The sequence below is a fragment of the Hoskinsella mucinilytica genome (genome assembly GCF_045223415.1).
GTDB classification, from domain to species: Bacteria; Bacillota_I; Bacilli_A; order Erysipelotrichales; family Erysipelotrichaceae; genus Hoskinsella; species Hoskinsella mucinilytica.
This window is the reverse complement of record NZ_JBEQZJ010000013.1, coordinates 57870-81601: the sequence shown is the minus strand read 5'-3', so window position 1 is coordinate 81601 and position 23732 is coordinate 57870. Positions and strand designations below refer to the sequence as shown.

The following is a 23732-nucleotide window of genomic DNA, read 5'->3' as shown; positions in this document are numbered from 1 at the left end:
AAGAATGTGTAATTTAAGTCAAGGAATCTTAGAAGAAGGAATTCTTATTGGAAAAAAAGAAGGTATTCTTGAAGGAATTCTTTATAGTGTAAAAGCAATCATGAAGATGAAGCCTATGAGTGTTGATGATGCTCTAGATTTACTAGAAGTAGAGAAAAGCTTAAGACCTCAGATATTAGAGTTGCTCAATGAAAAAAAGCTAGTTTGTTAAAGCACTGATTTCAGTGCCTTCTTGTATAAATAATGTATAAAGTTATATGAATATGGTCTACTAGATTTGAATAATCAATTGGTAGCTGAAAAAAATATGGAGTAAAGATGACACAGACATTAGATGAGAAGGTTGAGAATATGTGTAATTTGAGTCAAGGGATTTTAGAAGAAGGAATTGCTATAGGCGAAAGAAAAGGTATTCTTTATAGTGTAAAAGCAATCATGAAGATGAAGCCTATGAGTATTGATGATGCTCTAGATTTACTAGAAGTAGAGGAAAGCTTAAGGCCTCAGATATTGGAGTTACTTGGTAAATGAGATGTTTAGAATAATCATGAACGATGAAAAAGCATGGACTTAGTTAAAGAGTCTGTGCTTTTCTGCTTGATATAGAAAAAGGGAGTTTCTCCCTTTAAATAAATATAGAAGTTTTGATCTAGCCGTCTATACTGTGCCTAATACTAAATGAAAGCTGACACAATCATTCTCTTGTGTTAAAAAAATATCCCCATCCATTTGTTTCATAAGCTGTTTACAAATATATAATCCCAAACCATTTCCTTTTTGATGTTCAACATTGGATCCCCGATAAAAGCTTTGAAAAATAGCATTGGTATCCTTGACATCGATTGGCATTCCAGAGTTTGTGATTTTTAGAATATGACGATGATCTTCTTCGTAAAACAAGACATGGATCCACTTACCATCTCCATATTTTATCGCATTATCGATCACATTATGAATCACCTCTGTCAATCTGGGAAGATCTGTATAAATCAATCCATCCTTACAAAGGTGTTGCTCATAGGAAATACGAGCAAGTTCCATACGTTCTTTGACTTTGTTTAAGATATCGAAAACATCATGTAAATACACTTCTTGCATTGTTACATTGAAGTCAAATAAATCTTCTTGACTGGTGTTTATGATATCTTTGATATATTGATCGATCTTATCACAATGCTCATAAATACGTTCTTCGATTTGTTGTTCGGTATATAAGTGTTCTTTTAAAGCATCAGTGTATAATCGAATATTAGCCAATGGTGTTTTGATATCATGTGATAATGAGGCAATCATTGTTTTCTTTTCTTTCATCAATTGCAATTCTTTTTCTTCATGATATCGAAGCTCTTCTTTCAATAAATCAATGGCCCAAACAAATTTACCGAAATATCGACTTTTTTGTTCAGGGAGCTCAAAGGTATAATTTCTGTTTTTTAATGCTTCCGCCATCTCTTCCATTTGGTGGAAGGGGAGAATGATTTGGTTTCTAATATAGAAAAATACAAAGCATAATAGTAGCAATAGTAATAAAAAGATGATATTGATGGACCAGATAAAGGATGAAGGGATGCGTTTGATTTCATAGGTAAATTGATAAAATTGATGATTGTTTACGGGCAATAATACAGTACGTTTTTTAGATTGATTAAGATAAATATTTAAATCTAGATCCTTTTGATCTATTAACTTGATTTCTATCGTATCTTGATTGAATTTATCTATACTTGTACCTTGTTGAAGCATTTGATACATACGATTGATATCGATGAGTTGATCATTAGACCATGTTTCTTTTTGTATACGATCCAAGATGAAATTTGTATATCCCATCATTATCAAAAGAAAGCATATACAAACAGCAAATCGTTTATTCCAAGCCTTCATAACGATAACCGATCCCCCAGACTGTTATGATACGTTGAGGATGTCTGGGGTCCTTTTCTATTTTTTCACGAAGCGTATTGATATGAGTGGTAAGAGTGGATAATTCACTTTCAGACGCATCGGTCCATATCATGGAAAAGATATACTCTTTATTTAAGGTGGTATGACGATGCTTCATCAATAATACCAACAGCTCATATTCTTTCACGGATAAGGAAATCAAGTTATTATGGATTCGTACAGTACGTTTGATGAGGTCAACCGTAAGTGATCCATCTACAAGGCATCGAAGCTCTTCTTTCATATCATATCCACGTCTTAATAAGGCTTTGATTTTAGCGAGCAATAGAGCCATTGGGAAAGGTTTTTCCACATAATCATCTGCACCTAGGTCGTAGCCTAAGATCTTATCACTTGTTTGAGTTCGTGCACTCATGATCATGATCGGAAGGTTTCCGCTTTTTCTTGTTTCTTCACAAATATGAAAGCCATCCATGTCAGGTAACATGATATCGACCAATAGTAAACGAACATTTTCCTTCCTTAATATGGAAAGAGCGTCACTCCCATTTGTGACGCTAACAACATGATAGCCTTCCTTTCTTAATAATCGTTCGATCACTTCTTTTAATTCTATATGATCCTCTACAATTAGTATATCAATCATTGAATAACACCTCTACCAGCCTTTTTCCATCAGCCAGTTATACACTTTCTTTTCCCGATCCATGAGCTGATTTTGATTTTGTAAAGTTTTGATAACCAGATCACTTTCAATCTTTCCATCATTGATATAACAAATACGATCGGCATAAGATGCAATCTTTACATCATGAGTTACCAAAAGAATGGTTGTACCAGTTGCGTGAACCTTTATAAACATATCCATAACATCTTTTGCACTGGAACTGTTTAGTGCTCCTGTTGGTTCATCCGCAAACAAAATCTTTGGATGATTGATCATTGCTCTTGCGATACAAGCTCTTTGAAGCTCTCCACCACTGACTTCTTGTATACTGTTGTGCGCAATTGACGTAATCATGAATTTTTGAAATAATTCATTGGCATAACTATTGATATCTTTTCGCTTTTCTTTTTTCGCCATATAAGCGGGAAGAATGACGTTATCATATACGTTTAGATTATTCAATAAATGCATTTGTTGAAAAATAAATCCCATCTCACTCAATCTCAATTCAGCCATTTCGGTTTCATTATACTGTTGGATTTCTTTATGGTCAAATAAAACGGTACCGGAAGAGATGCTATCCATTCCGCTGATGGTATATAGAAGTGTCGATTTACCACTGCCACTTGGTCCCATGATTGCGATGAATTCTCCTTTTTGAATGTTTAGATCTACATTTCGAAGGACATGATTTTGTTTTTTGTTTACGATATAAGATTTACATAATTGGTTTACTTCGATGATTGTTTCCATATAATTTTCTCCTTATTCTTCATTTAAATCTTCTATATGAGAAGTAGATATCGTGCGATTAACGATTGCTTGAGCGATGATGACGATTAGTATATATAGGATAGGATAGATCAAATACGTATGAAGATAATCGCTTGTTAGTTTTAAATCTCCAAGGCCGGTTGATTGAAAGTATATGCTAAGCATACGGGATGTAAATATCGTATGAAACAAAATACCGATCACTGCAGCTGATATGGCTTGAAGCATACATTTTACCATCATCCATTTTCGAATAGGACGCTTTTGATAACCAAGGCTTTGTAGTAAGGCAATGGAGGTTTTCATGCGTATCATATGAAGCTTTGAGAATAGGATAGTAAGAAAAAATAAAATAAAGAAGATGATCCCTATGATAAGATTACATAACAATTCAATTTGGTGAGGCATATCACCACTAAAGGATTTCATCATATCTAAGCTATCAATTAGTTTCATATCATGATAATTGTTTTGCACAAGCTCTTTTGTTGTTTGGCGTGTGGCCTCATCACCTGAAAACTGGACAATGAGATATCCGGTATAGGCATAGTCATAATTTTGATCACCTGCCAATATGTTATTTCCAAGATTCATCATACTACTGTAAATACCGGTAATGATATAATCTCTCTTGGTTTCTTCATAGGATAACTGAATGGTATCTCCGATGGTTTTATGATAACGATTCGCCAATACACCGGAAATGGCGATTTCATTATCTAATAGGGGAGCTTTTCCTTTATTGAATTCCATTGTTTCTAAATCAGCACGTTTCATAAGAAAGACAGAGGAATTCACGCCTTGTTCATGTAACGATGCACTACTTAGTGTTTCCATTTCAACTTTGACATCAGGATCATATCGTTCTAAATCTTTTTGAAGTTCTTCTTTTTGTTTTTGAAGAGAACTGATACGAATGCCACTATTTTGTTGGGAATACAGATCCGCTGCTGAAACTTTTAATATCTGAAGAAAGGCATCGTTTTGAAAAGAATCTTTTAATGTTAAAGGGACTAATACTAACCACATACAGAAGGCATAAATCAGTATCATCATAATGGAGTGTTTCACATTAGATAACAGTTCGTTGCATGCCAAATAGGATGGAACACTTAAAAAGCTACGTTTTTCAAGGGATAAGATGGTATGTGTTTGAAAGGTTTCTCCCTTATTACCTTTACGTATAGCTTCCATAGTGCTTTGTTTTTTCAATCTTCTTAAGACCATCGTTGTTACGCCATATACCATAGCTAGTATCATAAAGATAACAGAAATCGATAATAATGTTCCATTATGATTGGGTATTGCGGGTACCACACCACCTTGCATTTCTTCAAGAAAATCAGCCATAGGAATCGAACAAAGAAAGCCGATGATAGAACCCAGTAACGTAATACTGATATATTTACAAAGATAGAGCGGCTTGATTTGCGAATGCTTGAAACCGATCGCTTTCATAATACCGATTTCTGTATAATGCTGTTCGATTTGAGATAGGATGGTAAACCGAATGATGAAAAAAGACATACATAATAGAATGATGCCGCTCATGAGCAATAAGGCACTGGTTCCCATGCCGACTCCCATGAAGGATAACATTGCGGTTTCTTTTGTGACTAAAATATAATTAGGTAGTCCTTGGTGTTGCATATCATATTCTAAATTCTCTGTTTGCTTGCTATTGTTGACGGAAAGTACTGCCGCATGATCTTTTGCTTGTGTAACGTTGTATAATACTTCAAAATCATTCGGATGTAATAGAATGCGTTTTTGTCCCATCATCTCTGATCCATATAAAGGATCTCTTAAGAAGCAACTGATTGTATAGTGATATGTTTTTTGATCATATTGGATATCAAAAGTATCACCTAGCTTTAGATCAAGCTGGTTTTTTATGGATAAAGGTATTCCTACCTCACCTTTTTGTATGTTAGGGATCTGATTGAATTCATCATAAAGTAGATTAAACGTATCAGGTAATGTTGTCGCAAAGCATCCAGAGCTTTCTAAATCCGGGGTATCATTGAATCGCATCACTGACAATGGTAAATTGATATCATGTTCTAATTGATATTCATCGATGCCTTTTTCCTTCATAAATGTATGGATGTCCTGTTCACCTTGTTTCGTGAAGTTCATCATAGAGAAATTCATATCCGCTGTATTCCCCATATCATTCATAAAATAGGATATCTGGTTGGTTGAAGAATAAATTAAGGATATGCTTGCGCATGCCAGCATTGTGGAAACAGATAAGAAAATGATCATCACAAGATTACTCATCCATCCGTTTCTTAAATCGTTTTTAAGTATTCGCCATAGCATATAGGTTCACCTCTTTCACGATATCAGTATACAGAATCAATTATAAAGAAATCTTAAAGTCAACACGATGATTTAAAAAAGCAAACCTTTTGGTTTACTTTTTATGATCTAGTAGTTGTAATAATTCCAAAGGACGATGGATTATCAAATCAGGATGATCGATTCCATCCTTTGATACACTTCCCCATGTTGCGTAACCGAAATCAATGTTCGCATTCTGTGCAGCTAGATAATCAGATAAGGCATCTCCGATATAGATTGCGTCTTTAGCTTCGACCTGTAATCGTTTGAGACATTCAAGTAATGGTTCAGGATCTGGCTTATGCTTTTGCGTATCATTTGCTAAAACTGCTGTTTTCATATATCGATCAAGTCCCTTGCTCACAAAATCAATTTGATATTGTTCTATCGTTTTCGCAGAAACAACAGCTTGAATCATATGCTGATCCAATGCCTCAAAAACTTGTTCAAAGCCATCATATAAAGTTGCGCCAGCTTCATATTCATTAACATATCGTACCCATCTGGCATAGGTTTCTTCCTTATTGTTTATGCCTAATTCTTCCATAACTTTCATGCCGGGATAAGATGCGAATTTTAAAACTTCTTCATAAGTCCAATGTTCTTTGGTTTCTTCTTCTATGATTTTCATTAAGGGAATCATATTCATATCCAAGGTATTTAAAACAGTTCCATCTAAATCATATAAAATAGCTTGATATTGTTTCATAATAGGCCTCCATGTATGCTTATATGTTCATTATACGGGAATGTTATCAATTTACAAGGGAAAAGAAAATCATGTTGATCGTATCATGTAATAGTATTCCATTTTGGAATATTGCGAAAGTGATTTTGAATTGCTATATGGTAGCATAGTTCGTTACTATAAAGATGAGTTAGACTGTAAAGATTATAAGGAGGATGGAATGAAAGAGAAACTATTAGCATTGATCAAAGAGCATACTCTAGCAGGAACATATCAAATGAATAATGCTATGGATCTAGGAAAACAGTTAGGATTAAGTAGAAACTGGATATCTCAGCATTTAAATGAGTTTTATAGTGACGGAACCTTTATTAAAATCAATACAAGACCAGTCATATTCCTTGATAGAGAAACGCTTATGGAACTGTATTCTATTGATCATTGTCCAGCAATGCTGACTTCACTGGAAGAATTAAAAGTATTGATTCATACAAATGATCGTCATGATTTTCAAAAATTAATCGGACAAGAGGGGTCTTTAAGAGAAATTGTTGATAAATGTAAAGCTAGTTTGATGTATCCGCCTTTTGGATTGCCTACCTTATTATATGGGCCAACCGGTACAGGAAAAAGCACGATCGTAGATGTGATGTATGAATATGGCATCAATCAGGGAGTTTTGGATAAAGAGGCAAATTATATTCATGTCAATTGTAGTGAGTATGCGAATAATCCAGAGCTTATCACAGCTAATTTGTTTGGTTATAAAAAAGGGGCATTTACGGGAGCTGATAGTGATCAAGTCGGTATGATCGAAGCAGCAGATAAAGGGATGTTATTTCTAGATGAGGTACATTGCTTAAAGCCGGAATGCCAGGAAAAGTTATTGTTATTTATGGATCATGGAAATTATCGTAAACTAGGAGATAATGAACATGTCTATCACAGTGATGTACGTTTGATTTTTGCGACAACACAGGATCCTGAACAGGCTTTATTAAAAACATTGTTACGTAGAATTCCTGTACGTATTCATATTCCTTCTTTGGAAGAGCGAGGAAGAAAAGAAAAATCTTCCATTATTGCAGAGGCATTTCATCAAGAATCTAAAAAGATGAAAAAAGAGATTTGTATTAGCAATACAGCATATCATGCTCTTTTAAATGCGCAATATCATGGGAATATAGGAGAAGTATTTAATGTTGTACAGACCGCTTGTATGAATGCTTTGTTTCATAATAGAGAACAAGATAAATTAGAAATACATACCTTGAATCTTCCTGAGAGCATTATATCGAATTTTAGAGTTGATCGTAATAGTATCTTATTTGATTCACATCAATTATTAAGACTAGAAAGCTTAACGAAACACGCTTCTCAAGATATGCCGTTGATTCAGTTATTTCATAAGCTTTTGAATCATTTAAAAGAGTTACAAAATCATCATATTCTAATGGAAAAGTTTATGGAAGATAGTACCATGAGCGTAGAGAATTATATCAATACGTATTTATTTGATGGAAATCATATGCAAAGTACCAGAAGTACGTTTATCATTAATGCAATGAAGACCATTGTTACGATGGTAAGTGAACCATATGGACTAACATTTCAAACAAATGAAATTTATGCTATGTCTTTGCTAATTAAGGATTGTGCGGCTTCACATATGGATATACAAGATTTTTTAGATACGTATGATGAAGAGTGTGAGAACTTTGTGAAGATCATTGAGAATAAATTTGTGAGAGAATATGCCATCGTTAAGGAAATCATGGAAGTATTAAAAGTTCAGTTGGATATAGAAATACAATCGTTTATCATGGCTTGTTTTACTTTGATAATGCACATTTATCATGGGGATAAGGATATCAATCGCCATATTGCTGTTATTTTATCTCATGGTTATGCGACAGCAAGCTCCATGGCAAATGCAGTGAATCAATTATTAGACCAATATATATTTGATGCAATAGATATGCCTTTGGATATGAGTACTGAGGCTATCTTGGAGAAGTTAAATGACTTTCTAAAAAAGCGAGGGAAATTTCATGATTTGATCTTGCTTGTAGATATGGGTTCTTTAGAGGATATTTATACAGGATTGACGAATCAATATGATGTGAATATTGCGATAGCTAATCATGTAAATACAAAATTGGCATTGATGGTTGGTGAAGGATTGAAACAAAATCGTAGAGTAAGAGATATCTTTGATGAATGTCAAAGTTATAGTGAATCTAGTTTCAAAATCATTGAACGAGAAGAGAAAGAAAAAGTGATTCTTTGTTCTTGTGCTACTGGTATTGGAACAGCAGAGAAGTTAAAGGATATCTTAGAAGATTCTCTTCCTAAAAGTATTCCGGTTAAGGTTTTAACTTATGATTATTCGACCTTATTACAAAATAAATTAGAAGATGATTATTTTGATCATTATGAGGTAATATGTATCGTTGGAACGTTAAATCCTAATATCGAACATATCCGATTTATCCCTGTAGAAGAGTTGATCATGAATGATTCTTTTGAGGTGTTGACAGCGCATTTTCAAGAATTGATCAATGCAGATGACATGGAAGAGTTCCGTAAAAATATTTTAAAGAATTTCTCGTTATCCAATATCATCGGTAATCTAACTATTTTAAATCCGGCCAAATTGTTGGAACATGTAGCTGATGCGATCGATCGACTACAAAGAGAAATGAATCGAACGTTTAGTTACAATGTTTGTTTTGGTCTTTATGTCCATGTTTGTTGTTTGATCGAGCGATTGGTTACCCATGATGGTGCGGATGAGTATTGTAAGAAAGTAGAAGATTGTGAGGAACGTTTTCAACAATTTGTTGCTTGTATCAAACATGCATTCAGTAATGTTGAAAAGTATTATAAGGTAAAGCTTCCGATTGAAGAGATAGAATACATAGATATCTATATTAGTAATATCCAATAAAATAGCACTCATTTTTGATCGTTAGTGTTCACTTCAATTAAGAGAGTGTCGGTGAAGATGAAATAAGACGATAAATAAAAGGTTTTAAAAGTTGGCATGGACTTTGCTAGAAGAAAGGTGTAGCTGGTAATTAAGAACATACCAGAGAAAAGGAGGAACTTATGAGTATCATTTCAGCAAGAATCGATAACAGATTGTTACATGGGATTGTCGCTAGTCAATGGACTCCGACAATTGCGCCACAGCGTGTGATGGTAATTGATGATCATATCGCCAATGATCCTGTATTAAAAAGTGGTATGCAGATGAGCAAGCCACCAGGTACAGCATTATCTATTATCAACGAGGAAACAGCTTATCATAATTTTTCAATCCATAAATATGATGGGCAAAAGGTGTTTGTAATTACAGCAGATCCAAGAATCATAAGAAATTTAATTGAGGGTGGAGAGCCTGTCCATCATTTGGTAGTTGGTGGAACAACGACACCTGAAGAAGAGGATGCTGTAAAAGTCAGTAACCGTGCCTATGTAAGAGCATGTGAAAAAGAAGTTTATCGTGATATTAGCAAATCAGGAACAACGATCGTTGTTCAATATGTGCCAAGAGATAAAGAAGAACCATTAAGTAAATTTATTGATATTGAATCATAACGAGGAGGAAATAAAATGAGTGCAATTCAAGTTGTTTTGGTTACCATCATCGCTTTTCTACAAGCCTTTGATTCCTTTGGAACACAGGTGGTGGCCGCAAATCATATTATCTGGGGAGCTTTAACGGGCTTATTGCTTGGGGATTTTCAAACAGGTTTATATATAGGGGCATCTTGTCAGTTGATGTCACTTGGTGTTGCTGCAATCGGTGGAGCAAGTGTTCCTAATTATGGTATTGCGGCAATCATCGGTACTGCATTATCTATTGCGACAGGTCAGCCTTTAGAAGTTGGTATTACTATCGGTACTGCTGTAGCAATGCTTTATGTACAGTTTGATGTCATTGCCAAGATATTAAATGGTTTTATCGCAAGAAAAGCAGAGAGCTTATGTGAACAGGGTAAATTTAAAGCTATGAGTACTGTGATTCTGATTTCACCTGTTTTGATTGGATTATGTGGTGCAATCCCTACCTTTGTCGCATGTGCACTTGGGGTAGATGCAGTTAATTTCATTCTAGAATCTATGCCTGCTTGGTTCACAACAGGACTATCCATTGCCGGAGCAGCCCTTCCTGTTATAGGTATGGGAATGCTATTAAATTATATGCCTGCATCTAAATATTTCGGATGTATTATGGTAGGCTTTATGCTGGCAACCTTTGCTGGCTTAGGTATCATTCCAGTTGCTATGGTAGGTGGAGCATGGGCATTTGAAAAATACAAATCAGCAGCAAATAAAGAGATGGTAGTTGCAGGAGGATTAGAAGATGAGTAGACAGCCGGTATTAACAAAAAAAGATTTACGCCAATGTGGTAGACGTTGGTTATTAGGTCCATCTACCTTTAATTATGGTACACAGATGGCACCAACTGTTGTGTATTCTGAAATGAAAGCTTTGAGAAAAATTTATCCAAATGATGAAGATTATATTAAATCATTGAAGAATCAGTTTAAATATTTCAATGCAACACCGCCGGTTTGTCCTTTCTTGCTTGGCGCAACCCTTGCAATGGAAGACAAAGAAGGGTTGGATGCATTAGATGCAGTACAGGACTTAAAGGTTAGTTTGATGGGTCCTATTTCCGGTATCGGTGATACGGTAATGTGGGCATTGATTCCAACGATCTTTGGTTCCATCGCCGCTTATATGGGACAGGAAGGAAATCCAATCGGTCTTGTATTATATGTATGTGCGAACTTAGTCATCTTCTTTGGAAAGATCTTTTGGTGGAATACAGGTTATACCTTAGGAACAAAGATCATTACCACACTAAGTGATAAGCTTGCAGCTTTCACAGAAGCTGCTTCTGTACTTGGTTTGACGGTTGTAGGCGCATTGATTCCAACAACTGTTGTCATTAAGACAGCATTGACCTTCTCTTTCAATGATGTATCTATGGGTGTACAAGAAGGTATTTTGGATGGAATTTTCCCATCAATTCTACCAATTGTAGCAACCATCATCGTATATAAATTAATCAAAAAACGAGTAAGTTTAACGAAGATCATTTTAGGAATCATTGTATTATCTTGGCTAGGTGCTGCTTCAGGTATTTTAGGAGTATAATGATATCAGATCAGCAGAGATCTTGTGCTGAACTCATATCGAATAAAGGAAACAGAATGGAGATCGAAGTATGAGAAGATATATTTTTGCCTCACACCATAAACTGGCATTTGGATTAAAGGACACGGTACAGTTTTTAAATAACTACTCATCAGCAGCGAATCAGATTTATGATATCAATGCTTACGTAGATGATAAGGAAACCGATATCAGTGATCAAGTGGAACAATTATTTGCATCTTTTTCTAAGGAAGATGAAGTAATCGTTTTGACAGATATGCTAGGAGGCAGTGTGAATCAGAAATTCATTCCTTATCTCAGCGATAAGACTCATATCATCACTGGTATGAATTTAGCACTTGCGATGAGCCTAATATTACTGCCACAGGATATTGAAATCACAAGTAACATGATTGCTGATATTGTGGAAGATTGTAAACAGCAAGTGATTTATGTGAATCAGGTTCAAGTAGAAACCGATGAAGAGGATGAATAATGAAAAAAACAGGATTTCCTGTTTTTTTCCATAAAGAGATTCGCAATATACAAATCATGAAGTACAATAAAGATAAGGATGTGATAATGTGAAAATCAAGGAAGTCATTGATAGGATAAAAGCTTATCATAAAGGCGGCGATTGTATTCAAGAGGAAACAACCAGAGATAAGATATTATATGGAAATGCAGAAATAGAATGTACCGGTATCGTAACTACATGTTGGGCAACGATAGATGTTATTCGTCAAGCCAAAGAAAGAAATGCCAATTTGATCATATGTCATGAAGCTCTATTTTGGAATCATGGAGACCATGTCGATTGGCTTGAACAACAAAACAACCGCACATTTCAAGAAAAAAAGAAGTTGTTAGAGGAAACAGGAATCGTTGTTTGGCGTGATCATGATTATATTCATAGTGGAATTCCAATGGAAGATGGTACTTATAAAGACGGTATATTTTATGGTTTTATGAAAATGTTGGGATGGGAATCTTATTTAGCAACAACTGATGAAGCACCTCTATTGTTTCAATTACCTAATCTTACAGTTAGAGAAATTGCGTCAAACATGTTGGATCAATTTCATTTAAATGGAATGAAGATCATCGGCAACTTAGATGCGAACATAAAAAATGTTTATATATGTGCACATGTACTTGGTCATGGAGATAATGATTTGATCACAAAGGTAGATCAAGAGAATATTGATTTATTGATTACGTTAGAGCTTATCGATTATACGGTGAGTGAATACATACGTGATTCCTGTATGGCAGGATATGATAAAGCAATCATCGCTTTGGGTCACTTTAATGCAGAAGAGCCGGGTATGGAGTATATGACTACTTATATCCATGATGCAATCAAAGAAAATATCCCTTGTAGTTATATTCAATCAGGCGATATGTATGAATATATCACAAAGTAAGTAAGAGAAAGCCAGAGAAATCTGGCTTTTCTCTATGATAAAAAAAGATATTCAATCATACCGAATATCTTTTATTTTATGATATCATCGATCCATTGAAAGAATTCATCAAGATCATAATCCCCACAATGTGGAAGTCCCCAAGGTAATTGTAAATCTACTTCATATCCATTGTTTCTTAATAAGGTTCCTAAGATTACAGGAATGGCAATTGAAGTATCACGATCAAATGCACCGTGGCGAATGCGCCAATGTTGTGTGCATCCTGAAGCATTGATATAAGACAATGGATTCATCATCTTGATGATCTTCTCATCAGCCAGTATACCGTTATTTTCACTATTTGTATAAGAAAACATGGTGAAATGTTTTTTATCTATTTTTTCATCACCGAATTCTTCATTTTCTGGACTGCTCAAATCCAAAGCATCAAAAGCCGGAGCTGCTTTCATTCTAGAGATTTTCTTTATATAGGCATCCCAATCAATATCAAGAATGATTCCTTGTTGGCTTTTGATATAATGCTGTTTTTCTATCTCGCTGTCTTTCACAGCCAGCCATGGATATTGATTGATACATGCATGATGATGTAATTCTTTCTGTGCTGATCGTATCAGATAAGATTTGAGATAAGTAAGAAAAGAACCTGTACCATCTTCCTTTAAGCTAAGGATATTACCATCAAGATCTTTTAAATTTAGCTGATTGATATAATAAGGGAACCTATCTTTTAATTGCTTTGATATCATAATCTGTTTTTCACTCATACATCCGGTGAAAGGGACACGTACGATACCATGATCTGTTTTTACATGTTTGGTTCTATGAAAATCATGTAAATCTGAAAACATCCATTCATAGGCAGAGTCCGCATGTTCTAAATTATGGATGGGACAATAACAGTTTGATGCAAATACATCATCACGTTCATCTGCGGCACCGATTTCTTCTAAATATGGTATATAGTCTTGTTGGTTACCGGAGGTCCCTAGCAATGCCGATAATGCTCCTCCTGCACTGATTCCGGTTGTGATGATATGTTCGACATCACCGGGAATCATTGCTTTATTATATCGTAAATAGCGTATGGCTGCTTTTAGATCAACAATACATGCAGGGGCACGACCAACCATGCGACCATTAATTGTTGTTAACTTCTGTGTAGAACTGCCTTCAAAGAATTCATCACTGATTTTTCCTGAAGTTCTTCCACGTACACCTGGACTTACGACTACATAACCATGATGTAAGGCATGGAATACGATATTTCCATAACCTCTATGATCTAATTGTGGTATAGCGGCAGGTCCTGGAAGATAGCCTCCTACTTGATTGACGAATAAAATCGGAGCAGTGTGATCATCATATAAACGATTTTGTTTTGGCACAAAGATATTCATCGTCTGTATGGGATCTTTCGGATATTTGCAATAGGGTATATCCATATAAGCACGATAAGTAATTTGTTGTTGTTGGATCATACACGTCTTTCGTTCAAAACGTTCGGGGTGAAACTTTAAGTCAATTTCCATATGTTAAGCTCCTATCTATATCGTTTCATACATCCATCTTTGATATTTTTCATATGTGATATCAAAAACATCTAACATCTTTCCAATCAGTGAAGCTTCCATATCTTCAATGCTTTGCGGTTGATGATAATAGGTCATCATCATAGGCATAAGATATACATTTTGAATGGATGATAAAGAAGCTAGATTATGAAAATGAATGGTACTAAGCGGATTCTCTCTAAAACACAACACCAATTTGCGTTTTTCTTTGATGGCAACATCCGCAGCTCGTAAAAGTAACGTATCACTATAGCCACAGCATATTCCTGCAATTGTTTTCATACTACAAGGAACGATGATCATACCATCGATAGGAAAACTCCCACTTGCACAACATGCGGCAATATCTTGATTATCGATCACATGATCTGCAAGATCGATCATCGCATGTAAAGGTTGTTGCATTTCAAGCTCCCATGTTCTTTTGGCACTATTCGTCATGATGAGATAAGTTTCTACAAGATTGTTTTTTGATAAGGTTTGCATCAAATGATAGGCTAAAGAAGAGCCGCTGGCACCGCTAACGCCAATGATCAGTCGTTTTCTTTCAGCCATCGTGTCACATCCACTTCTTTAAATACTGAGCGTTGAAAGCGATGTTTTTGTTCATATGGAACCGTACAGTCGAAGATGGTCTTACATGCAATGCCATGATGACGAATAGAAGGATCATAATCAGGATCATTGGATGGATCAAGTGGATGACAGCGTACTCCTGGAATAGAGATACAATCCACATCTGACTGAAATCTTGTCGTCATTGCCCACATGACATCATTCATATCAAAGATGTCTACATCTTCATCCACAAGATAAACATGTTTCAACTCGCTAAATGCAGTAAAGGCAATCAATGCAGCTTGTCGTTGCCTTCCTTCATCACTTGGTACTCGTTTACAAAATTGCATGATCGCAACATACTTTCCACCACCACATGGTGCACAATATACATTTTTAACTTTTCCGGGCATGGCTCTTTCACACATGCTGAGAATACTTGCTTCTGTTGGGATACCTGCCAGATTTACATGTTCTTCGCTAGGTCCGATACATACCCGCATGATAGGATCTTTACGATGTGTAATCGCTTTTACATGAATGACAGGTAATTCAGAATTTGCTTCACCGGTATATCCAGGAAATTCTGGCATCGCTTTTTTTAATCCACTATGTAGATCCTCAGGAAGACGTTTTCCCGGTATCAATTCTCCTTCTATTACATATTCACTGTTAGCGATACAATACTCATCGATTGTTTTACAATGACACATTTCTACCGGTTGTTTACGAATGCCTCCGGCAATACAGAGCTCATTAAAGCCAAGTGGTGTCGTTGGTGGTTCAAAACAAGCAGCAACTTCAATGGCCGGATCCACACCGATGCTAATAGAAATAGGCAAAGGACGTCCCATCTCCTCTGCTTTTTTACGAAATACATCCAAATGACGAACTCCGGGAGTAAAGAACATGGTCATCTCATCTTTACTTTGTAAACAAAGGCGATGAATCGTTACATCACTTTCCTTAGTGTCCGGATCACTTGCATAGCATAATCCCATCGTGATATAAGGACCTGCGTCCTCTTGGGTCGTTTTTATTGCAGGAATGATCTTTCTAATGTCAAAATCAGGATCATCACTTGTATGGATCACTTCTTGACACTTTCCTTTTTCTACTACGATTGGTTGTAACTGATCGATAAATGCTTGATTTAATGTTTTCGCTAGATTTTCACTGGTGGTATCCAGAAGAAAGGCAGTACGCTCTCTTTTGGCCAATAGACCTATCAAAACTTTTGCGTCAGGATAGCCCTTGATATTGGTAAACATCATAGCAGGACCGGTCTTTGTCGGACGTTTTAAAGTACCACCTGCACCGATATAACGATAAACTCCGGCTAATTCACTATCAGGATTCGTTAGTGTATCACTATCTATCAATTCATTTTCTTGTTGGCTCAATCGCTGTAAAGCATAACGTAAATCATATTGTACACTCATATACAAACCTCCTTTTTCATTTGTTCAATATCTTGATCACACCATGTTAGTATTTCATTAATTTCATCTTTTTGAATATCATCATAATGAATACCGCAAACACAGATTGCAGTGTGATGAGTATGTAATGCCAATGCTGATGCATAGCGTTTGGCAACCTCATCATCACGGTGTGCTATTTGATTCCATATATGTAAGGTAACATGCCATTGATCATGATTGAAATATGGTATGGCACATACTTGTGTACCGATATGTGCCTGTCCTCCAGAAACCAAGATGACATGATCCTTTCCCATAGGGATGATGGTTCTATTGATATGATATGTTCTCATAATGACCTCCTGCTTTTATTTTAATTTAGAAAAGCAAACAGAAGCAATTCAAGTTATGATATAATGTATTCTAGGATGGAATAGGTGATTATGAATATAGAACAGCTATATGAATTTCGTATCATTGTAGAAAAAAAGACGTTTTCCGAAGCGGCTTTATTTCTTCATGTTTCACAATCATCCTTATCCAAACAGATCATGAAGCTGGAAGCAGAATTAGATGTACAGCTCTTTGATCGTTCTAAACGACAGATTACGTTAACGTACTATGGCGAAATTGTCTATGAACATGCAAAGAAGCTATTACAAATACAGGAACAAATGATAAAGAAACTTCAGGAACAAAAACAGGGAGTAGATGCAGAGTTAAAAATCGCAATGTTACCAATCTTTTCCCAATATGATCTAAGTAATAGAATCGAGGAATTTCAAAAAGAACATAAAAATTTGAATCTACAAGTGATAGAAATGGAAGAGCGTGATCTTGATTATATGCTGGAACAGGATGAAAATGATATTTATATTCTGAGAGGCGATATAAAGGAACTACAAAAATTTAAAAAGTTTCCCATAAGTGAAGATAGATTGGTCGCAGTATTGCCAAATACTCATCCCCTTTGTAAAAAGGAAACAATCAGTTTATCTGATCTTCAACAAGAGCCGTTACTATTATATCCTCGCTATACGATGATTAGAAAATTAACAGAACAGGTCTGTCAAGAAGCGGGATTTCAACCAATCATCAAAAGATATGGAAGAATGCATACCTTGCTTGCGGCCGCAAGAAAAAAGGAAGGAATCGTTCTTGCTATGGAACAATCTCTACAAATGTATCAATTAGAAGGCTTGAAAGTGTTATCGATTCAAGGGCCAATTCTTAGTCATATTTATTTATATGTAAAACCATCAGCGCTTCATAAAAGTAGTGTACGTAATTTTGTGGATAAGCTTCGTATTTAAAAAAGACCGACTAGGTCTTTTTTGATTGTTTTCTTTTTGATGAATTGTATATAAAACAATTTTCTCTATATTTGGTTACTGCTCTACGTGAGATATGGATATTTTTCTCTTGAAGCAATAAACGAATACGTTCATCACTATATGGCTTGTTTTTGTCCTCGTGTTCAATGATAGATTTAATTTCTTCTTGGATGGCTTTGATACTGTGATCTTGATACCCACCATGACTTAACATAGAAGAAAGACTATAATATCGTTGATGAAATTCAAAGGATTTATTAGCTAATGCACGAGAGATCGTTGATATATGAAATCCACAATTTTTCGCAATCATCTCTAATGTTAAATGATGTAAAGAGCCTTGATGAAGAAAGAAATCCTTTTGAATTTCACAGATATATTGCATGATCAAAAGCAATGTCATATTTCGTCTTTTGATACTACTCATGATTTCAAGCGCTTGTTGGCGTTGTTTTTTTAAATATTCACTTACCTCGCTTCTTTGATAATCGTCCTCTAAGGATTGAAAAGATAATGCAAGATCATCGAATAGATGTTGGATATGAATATGATCATCTATCACTTCAACTTTAAACTCTGGTTGCATATAGCTAGTATTCTTCTGATAATTCGCACCGGGTTTTGGATGTAATGTTTTTATGAAATCATAGCCTTCTTCCAATTCATCTAGCGTGATATCACAAGCATCCATAATAGATTCATAATGATGAAGGGCAAGTTCTTCTAGATGTTCACATAATAATATTGCAGTTTCACTAGCTGGTTCAGATGAATAATGACATTGAATTTTCAAGCATTGTTTTAATGAGAAGGCGAAAAGACCATGTGGCTCAAACGATCGAAGAATGATCAGATGACGCTTGATTTGTTCTTTCGTGAAGGGAGATTGCTTTATTAGGGTAGATAAATCAGTTTGGAAATAACCATTTGAATCTAATTGAAAGATCAAATATTCACAGACTTTTTGATCTATTTGATATTTGCTTGTTTCTGCCTGTCTCATGATTTCATCATAAAGGGATGGACCTTCCTGTGCATAAGATAAAAATGCATCAGAATCTATCACATCTTTTGAATGATAATGAAGAAAAGGGTTTTGATGAACTGTTTCATTTAAAAAAACTCGCAATTCATCATTGCTACAGCTTAAGATTTGTAATGACTTAACATTGGAAGCATGCAAGGACTGTTTTAAAGACAAGTCTAATTTCGGAAGAATGGTTTGCTTCATAATAACCTCTCCTTTCTCCATATAACGGGATGTGTTCTTATTCTAACACCATAGAAACAATAATTACAAGCCCTTACATTTTAACGTTTTACGACACTATATATGGATGGTGATACGTACTGTTCATTTATCATACGCTTAGTGTCTTTCGGGTTTCAGAATATGCGATATTTATCGGATGAACGAAATTGGCATAGACTTTGCTAGTGTAAAGGTATGGGAAGAAATCGTGCAGATAAGAAAAAAGAAAGGAGAAAAAATTTACAAAAGTTATCTGCAACTTGAGTGAGAAGGAGAAAAAAGGTATGCGAAAAACAGGAATACTAACTTTGGCATTGATGATGTGTCTTTCCTCTGTTCAGGGTATTCATGCAGTAGAACAGCAAGATCAAACATTAGATCAAATTGAATTAGAAACTGAGGAAATCAACATTTCAAAGACAATGATGTATCAATTTGATGTAAAAGCAGAAACCTCATGGAAGGTATCCATTGGTGATGATGTAAGTAATTGGATGAAAAATAGCGATGGTAGTGAAGCATTTTCTGGTAGTGAAGATATTGCTGTCATTCAAAGTAAGAATGATAAGGTAATAACGATTGCAGTGGATGCTTCAAAAATTACAAAGTATACAAATGCCAGTGATGATTACGATCTCTATATAAAACCGGATAATGATGCGTTAAATACTGATGCAACATGTATTAAAATCGGAGAATATGTCGTTCCGCACATGACAATAGAAAGTCATATTTTCGGAAGTGCATATACTTATAGTAAGAGTACATTGAAAGAAGCGTTAAAAGAAGTAGTTGACTATGGAGATACCAGTGCAACCATATCCTTAGATATGGAAGGGTTGGATAATGATCAAATAGATAGCAACAATGCAACCATTCGCCTTATGGAAGGTGATGGATATTATGTGAATGAATATATATTCCAAGCAACATCATTAGTAAACCCTTGGATCGATGGACAGACAACCTATGCATTACAAGCAGGCGATTTAGAAATCGATCGTTCAGTTTATGATTTAAAAGATACCAATAGTGGTAGAGAATGGAGTTGCCTTGGAGGAGATGGTAGTGGTCTATATCGCTTTCATTTTATGTTAGAAGGTGTTACTTATTGTGGATTGCCACTTCCTAGCAAAGAATTTCAGGGACATGTTCAAATCTATGGACAGGATTTTGTTGGATTGGCAGGAATGACATTCAAGAATGGTATGAATGTTGAAGCTGAAATGATCTCTTTATCACAAAGAGGTATGAGTGTTCCTCAAGAAAGTGAACCTGTATGGACTTGGATCGGTGATGGAAATCAACCTATCTTATGTGATGACTTAGCTGATGATTTTTATATCACATGGCCAGAAGGCACCAACGCATCAGATTTGAAAAAACAGGATATTTCTATCGTTTTAACAAATTCTTATGGTGATGTATTTACGTTAAATGAAGATGAATTTGAAATCAATACTTCTGCAAGTGAAACACAGATTGCAGTTACGTTGTTGTATTTGCCTAATACACCTGTATATACTCAGATGAAAATCAGCGTCAATGCTTCTTCTGCATCTAGCGAAAAAATCTATGATATCGCAAGTGTGTATGTACATGAAACACAACAAGGCGGTGGTGGAGAAACCAAAGATGGTACAGTTACTGCCTATAGTTTTTATGGATTAAGCAATCTAAATGATGCATCACAGATCGTTTCCTCTTGTAGTTATGTATTAACCTACGAAGATCAGGGTATCGTTTATTATTATGGACAAGATACAAATGGCAATGGTATCTTAGTAGAAGATTTGGATAAAGCGACAAGTTTCGATGGTAATGGTGTAGAAGATTACAATATTCAAGTAATAAACAATACTGTTTATATTACATCCAGACCGGGAAGTAGCGCTGTAAAACAGGTTGGTAATCAGACATTGACCTTTACAAAGAAATATAGCGGTGGTAAATTAATAAATCCAACAGATACAAGTGGTTTAGTGTGTGAAGATGGTTATGTGCTTCCAAATACAAATGGATGGGCAACACATGAATCTTGGCCTTGGTATGAAGGCTTAAGTTCTCGTTGGAATAAAGGATGGACCGGTATCGATGTACAACCTGAAGGATCTCATTTTACCGTAAAAGTAGAAAAAGGTGCATCTCAACAATTTACTGCGGATGCTGGAGAAACAGATGTTATATGGTCTATCGTCGGAGATACAACGGATCAGAATACCAAAATTTCTGAAAATGGTGTGTTAACGATCGGAGAAAATGAAACCGGAAACTATTTTGTTGTTTATGCGAAAGCAAAGAACTATACTGATACGCATGATCAAGGTGCTGTCGCAATCAATGTAATAGAAAAAACGATCGTTGTTGACAAATCTGAATTAGAAGATCTAGTAACACGCTATCAGAATATTGTAAAAGAAGATTATACAGCACAAAGTTATGAAGCATTTGCGAGCTTGTATGAACAAGCAAAAACGATGCTAACTTCAGATACTGTGACACAAGAAGAAGTAGATCAATTGGTAAATGATTTAAATGCAGCATATCATGCGTTGGTCAAAGTTGATAAAGAGCCACAGGATACAACACCTAATGATGACTCAAATGATCATCAGGATGATATGACAAGTCCATCTACTGGTGATACTACACAAATGATGCTATTCCTCGGACTGTTATTAAGTAGCGGATGTGGTATTATGTTGATGAGAAAGAAAATAAGAAATCAATAAACGTAAAAAGAGAGCTATGGTTTAGCTCTCTTTCCTATTTTAAAATAATGTCATCTTTTTGGCATTTCAAAGTCAACCAAAGCCTTATTTAAAAAATCATTGAAGGGTTTCATTCGTTCAAATAATAAAAGACCTGTTTTTATAAACTGCGTACTATCTGTTACAGCATCATCAGGAAGATGAAATTCTACAAACCAGCTTTTATATTTTAAATATTCACCATAAGGATGTTCAGGATCATAACCCTTAGGTACCTTTTTCAGTTTCGTTCCTAATAACGTAAAATATTCCGTAAAAGATGGATCGGTTACGATTTGATGAAACTCATCTCCATGATCAACGATATAATCTCTTATCATAGTCGTTGCATCTTTAAACATGTCTGCGAATAATCCACCACCTAGCATGGTATTTCCATTTGGTTCTATGGATAAAAAATATCCAACCGGTATGGGAAGTTTACCTTTGGAAGAAATATGTGCACGTAATGCAGGACGATACGGTGATTTGTCATGTGAGAAACGAGTATCTCTTACCATAGAAAAGGTCAACTGTTTTGGTTGAAAACCTAACACGGAATCATCAAAAGAACCAATGCCGATCATAAACTCTTGAACCAAACTTTCAAATTCTTCATTCACATCCATTCTTTCTTTTTTATGTTCGTGAAACCATTCTCGCTGATTGTTTTTAGATAGTGCTGATAGAAAAGCTATGATTTTTTGTGTATCGATTGAAGTCATGATATCTTCTCCTTATATTGTTGTATGGCTTTCATATCATTCGAATTTAATAAACCTGTGATAAATTCTTTCACTGCGATAGGAGAATGATAGTTAGGTAGATCTTCAAAGACGGGAACCATCTTGTCGATTTCCACCATATGCTCTGTTGTTTCTTGAAGCAGTGAATGATCCAATGGATCTAAGCGTTGATACTCCATATGCGTAGGATCAAGACGATGTTGAATCAAAGCATTACCTATACGCTTTTTACAGTTACAACATCCGGTTTCTGTAAGACCACAATTCACACTTAGAAAATCAGCCATTTTCTTTCTTGCTCTGGAAAGTTTTTGTCGATATGTAGCAGGGGTAATATCAAAGATTTCACCTGCAATGGTACTGTCTAAATGAAACATCGTTCCTAATATAAAAATACATCTAGTTTCAGGATCAAAACATTGTAACATCACGTTGGTACAAGACATACGTAGCTCCCATGCCAATTCATCTTCACTTTTTCCCATCATCATATCCGGAGTATAAGACATAAAACCGGATTGTGTATCTGCGGCATAAAACTCAAAGTTTAAAGGATGTTGTGCAAACATGGATTTCTTATAATCGATCAAATAATTGACAGCAATACGATATACCCATGTCTGAAAGCTGGATTTTTGTGAGAAACTATCCAGTCTGGTAATGATTTTAATCAAAATATCTTGTGATGCATCTTGAGCATCTGCAGTATTACCAAGCATTCTCAGTGAAAGATTGAAAACAAGATCTTGTATTTCTTCTAAAATTGCTTGTAATGCTTCTTTGTTTCCATTTGTGGCGGAAACCACCAATTCATTTTGTTGTATTGGATTCATAATAAATCCTCCCTTCTATAAATTAGACGATTCTATTTACGTATTGTGACAAAGTTATTCAATATTTCTATCTAAATTTTATCATACAAGAAAGAAAAAGAGGAAGATATATCAAACCATATGATTACAAGTGATTGATAAGTATGATATGAATAAATCATCCTGGTGAATCGACATAGGCGATATCCATTTTTTCTTGCCATTGCTAAAGTATGATCATGATAGAAAATTGTACCAAATTCAGTTTTGATACATACATTGATGATGGAAGCGGATACTTA

The 23732-nt window shown here is 35.2% G+C and carries 21 protein-coding genes and 1 pseudogene; 10 read left to right on the top strand and 12 right to left on the bottom strand.

Annotation, left to right across the window (positions count from 1 at the left end; all coding sequences use genetic code 11):
- Positions 1-211: pseudogene (locus UGRO018_RS06330) on the top strand (hypothetical protein); the annotation flags it as partial.
- A gap of 107 nt (positions 212-318) precedes the next feature.
- On the top strand, positions 319-531 hold the full coding sequence (locus tag UGRO018_RS06325) for a hypothetical protein (RefSeq protein WP_416325625.1): 213 nt from the start codon (positions 319-321) through the stop codon (positions 529-531).
- Between the two features lie 126 nt (positions 532-657).
- Here UGRO018_RS06325 and UGRO018_RS06320 read toward each other — a convergent pair whose 3' ends face one another.
- The 5 genes from UGRO018_RS06320 to UGRO018_RS06300 form a co-directional block, all read right to left on the bottom strand.
- Entirely contained in the window at positions 658-1884 is a 1227-nt protein-coding gene (locus tag UGRO018_RS06320; protein WP_416325624.1) for a sensor histidine kinase, read from the bottom strand.
- On the bottom strand, positions 1868-2551 hold the full coding sequence (locus UGRO018_RS06315; protein ID WP_416325623.1) for a response regulator transcription factor: 684 nt from the start codon (positions 2549-2551) through the stop codon (positions 1868-1870). The genes UGRO018_RS06320 and UGRO018_RS06315 overlap by 17 nt, the downstream gene beginning before the upstream one ends.
- 12 nt (positions 2552-2563) lie before the next feature.
- The gene (locus UGRO018_RS06310; protein ID WP_416325622.1) at positions 2564-3325 is read right to left on the bottom strand and encodes an ABC transporter ATP-binding protein; all 762 of its coding nucleotides are present in this window, start codon (positions 3323-3325) and stop codon (positions 2564-2566) included.
- Positions 3326-3337: 12 nt separating this feature from the next.
- The gene (locus tag UGRO018_RS06305; protein ID WP_416325621.1) at positions 3338-5671 is read right to left on the bottom strand and encodes an ABC transporter permease; all 2334 of its coding nucleotides are present in this window, start codon (positions 5669-5671) and stop codon (positions 3338-3340) included.
- A gap of 94 nt (positions 5672-5765) precedes the next feature.
- Positions 5766-6401: an HAD family hydrolase gene (locus UGRO018_RS06300; RefSeq protein WP_416325620.1), complete on the bottom strand. Its 636-nt coding sequence runs from the start codon at positions 6399-6401 to the stop codon at positions 5766-5768.
- 199 nt (positions 6402-6600) lie between these two features.
- Here UGRO018_RS06300 and UGRO018_RS06295 point away from each other — a divergent pair, with 199 nt between their 5' ends.
- The 6 genes from UGRO018_RS06295 (at position 6601) to UGRO018_RS06270 (ending at position 12980) form a co-directional block, all read left to right on the top strand.
- Positions 6601-9330 (top strand): sigma 54-interacting transcriptional regulator, encoded by a 2730-nt coding sequence (locus UGRO018_RS06295; RefSeq protein ID WP_416325619.1) that lies wholly within the window; start codon positions 6601-6603, stop codon positions 9328-9330.
- A gap of 161 nt (positions 9331-9491) precedes the next feature.
- The gene (locus UGRO018_RS06290) at positions 9492-9983 is read left to right on the top strand and encodes a PTS sugar transporter subunit IIB (protein ID WP_416325618.1); all 492 of its coding nucleotides are present in this window, start codon (positions 9492-9494) and stop codon (positions 9981-9983) included.
- Between the two features lie 15 nt (positions 9984-9998).
- Positions 9999-10760 (top strand): PTS mannose/fructose/sorbose/N-acetylgalactosamine transporter subunit IIC, encoded by a 762-nt coding sequence (locus UGRO018_RS06285; RefSeq protein WP_416325617.1) that lies wholly within the window; start codon positions 9999-10001, stop codon positions 10758-10760.
- Positions 10753-11553 (top strand): PTS system mannose/fructose/sorbose family transporter subunit IID, encoded by an 801-nt coding sequence (locus UGRO018_RS06280; RefSeq protein WP_416325616.1) that lies wholly within the window; start codon positions 10753-10755, stop codon positions 11551-11553. Before UGRO018_RS06285 ends, UGRO018_RS06280 begins: the two co-directional genes overlap by 8 nt.
- A gap of 70 nt (positions 11554-11623) precedes the next feature.
- Positions 11624-12049, top strand: coding sequence for a PTS sugar transporter subunit IIA (locus tag UGRO018_RS06275; RefSeq protein WP_416325615.1), 426 nt, complete (start codon positions 11624-11626; stop codon positions 12047-12049).
- An 88-nt stretch (positions 12050-12137) separates the two neighbouring features.
- Positions 12138-12980, top strand: coding sequence for a Nif3-like dinuclear metal center hexameric protein (locus UGRO018_RS06270; RefSeq protein ID WP_416325614.1), 843 nt, complete (start codon positions 12138-12140; stop codon positions 12978-12980).
- A gap of 71 nt (positions 12981-13051) precedes the next feature.
- On the opposite strand, the gene UGRO018_RS06265 is transcribed toward UGRO018_RS06270, so the two are convergent.
- Genes UGRO018_RS06265 through lpdD form a run of 4 tightly spaced genes read right to left on the bottom strand, consistent with a single transcriptional unit; the run spans position 13052 to position 16889 of the window.
- Positions 13052-14512 (bottom strand): subtype B tannase, encoded by a 1461-nt coding sequence (locus UGRO018_RS06265; RefSeq protein WP_416325613.1) that lies wholly within the window; start codon positions 14510-14512, stop codon positions 13052-13054.
- 15 nt (positions 14513-14527) lie between these two features.
- A complete protein-coding gene (locus UGRO018_RS06260; protein WP_416325612.1) occupies positions 14528-15109 on the bottom strand; it encodes a UbiX family flavin prenyltransferase in 582 nt (193 codons plus the stop codon).
- The gene (locus UGRO018_RS06255) at positions 15088-16554 is read right to left on the bottom strand and encodes a UbiD family decarboxylase (RefSeq protein ID WP_416325611.1); all 1467 of its coding nucleotides are present in this window, start codon (positions 16552-16554) and stop codon (positions 15088-15090) included. The genes UGRO018_RS06260 and UGRO018_RS06255 overlap by 22 nt, the downstream gene beginning before the upstream one ends.
- The gene (gene lpdD / locus UGRO018_RS06250; protein ID WP_416325610.1) at positions 16551-16889 is read right to left on the bottom strand and encodes a prenylated flavin chaperone LpdD; all 339 of its coding nucleotides are present in this window, start codon (positions 16887-16889) and stop codon (positions 16551-16553) included. Before lpdD ends, UGRO018_RS06255 begins: the two co-directional genes overlap by 4 nt.
- Before the next feature lie 90 nt (positions 16890-16979).
- Between lpdD and UGRO018_RS06245 the strand changes: the two genes are divergently transcribed.
- A complete protein-coding gene (locus tag UGRO018_RS06245) occupies positions 16980-17849 on the top strand; it encodes a LysR family transcriptional regulator (RefSeq protein ID WP_416325609.1) in 870 nt (289 codons plus the stop codon).
- 10 nt (positions 17850-17859) lie between these two features.
- On the opposite strand, the gene UGRO018_RS06240 is transcribed toward UGRO018_RS06245, so the two are convergent.
- Positions 17860-19101: an RNA polymerase factor sigma-54 gene (locus UGRO018_RS06240; RefSeq protein WP_416325608.1), complete on the bottom strand. Its 1242-nt coding sequence runs from the start codon at positions 19099-19101 to the stop codon at positions 17860-17862.
- 305 nt (positions 19102-19406) lie between these two features.
- Between UGRO018_RS06240 and UGRO018_RS06235 the strand changes: the two genes are divergently transcribed.
- On the top strand, positions 19407-21854 hold the full coding sequence (locus tag UGRO018_RS06235; protein WP_416325607.1) for an LPXTG cell wall anchor domain-containing protein: 2448 nt from the start codon (positions 19407-19409) through the stop codon (positions 21852-21854).
- A 50-nt stretch (positions 21855-21904) separates the two neighbouring features.
- Here UGRO018_RS06235 and UGRO018_RS06230 read toward each other — a convergent pair whose 3' ends face one another.
- Together UGRO018_RS06230 and UGRO018_RS06225 are read right to left on the bottom strand one after the other, a co-directional pair.
- Entirely contained in the window at positions 21905-22597 is a 693-nt protein-coding gene (locus tag UGRO018_RS06230) for a DUF2461 domain-containing protein (RefSeq protein ID WP_416325606.1), read from the bottom strand.
- The gene (locus UGRO018_RS06225) at positions 22594-23451 is read right to left on the bottom strand and encodes an RNA polymerase sigma factor (protein ID WP_416325605.1); all 858 of its coding nucleotides are present in this window, start codon (positions 23449-23451) and stop codon (positions 22594-22596) included. The genes UGRO018_RS06230 and UGRO018_RS06225 overlap by 4 nt, the downstream gene beginning before the upstream one ends.
- Between the last annotated feature and the right edge of the window lie 281 nt (positions 23452-23732).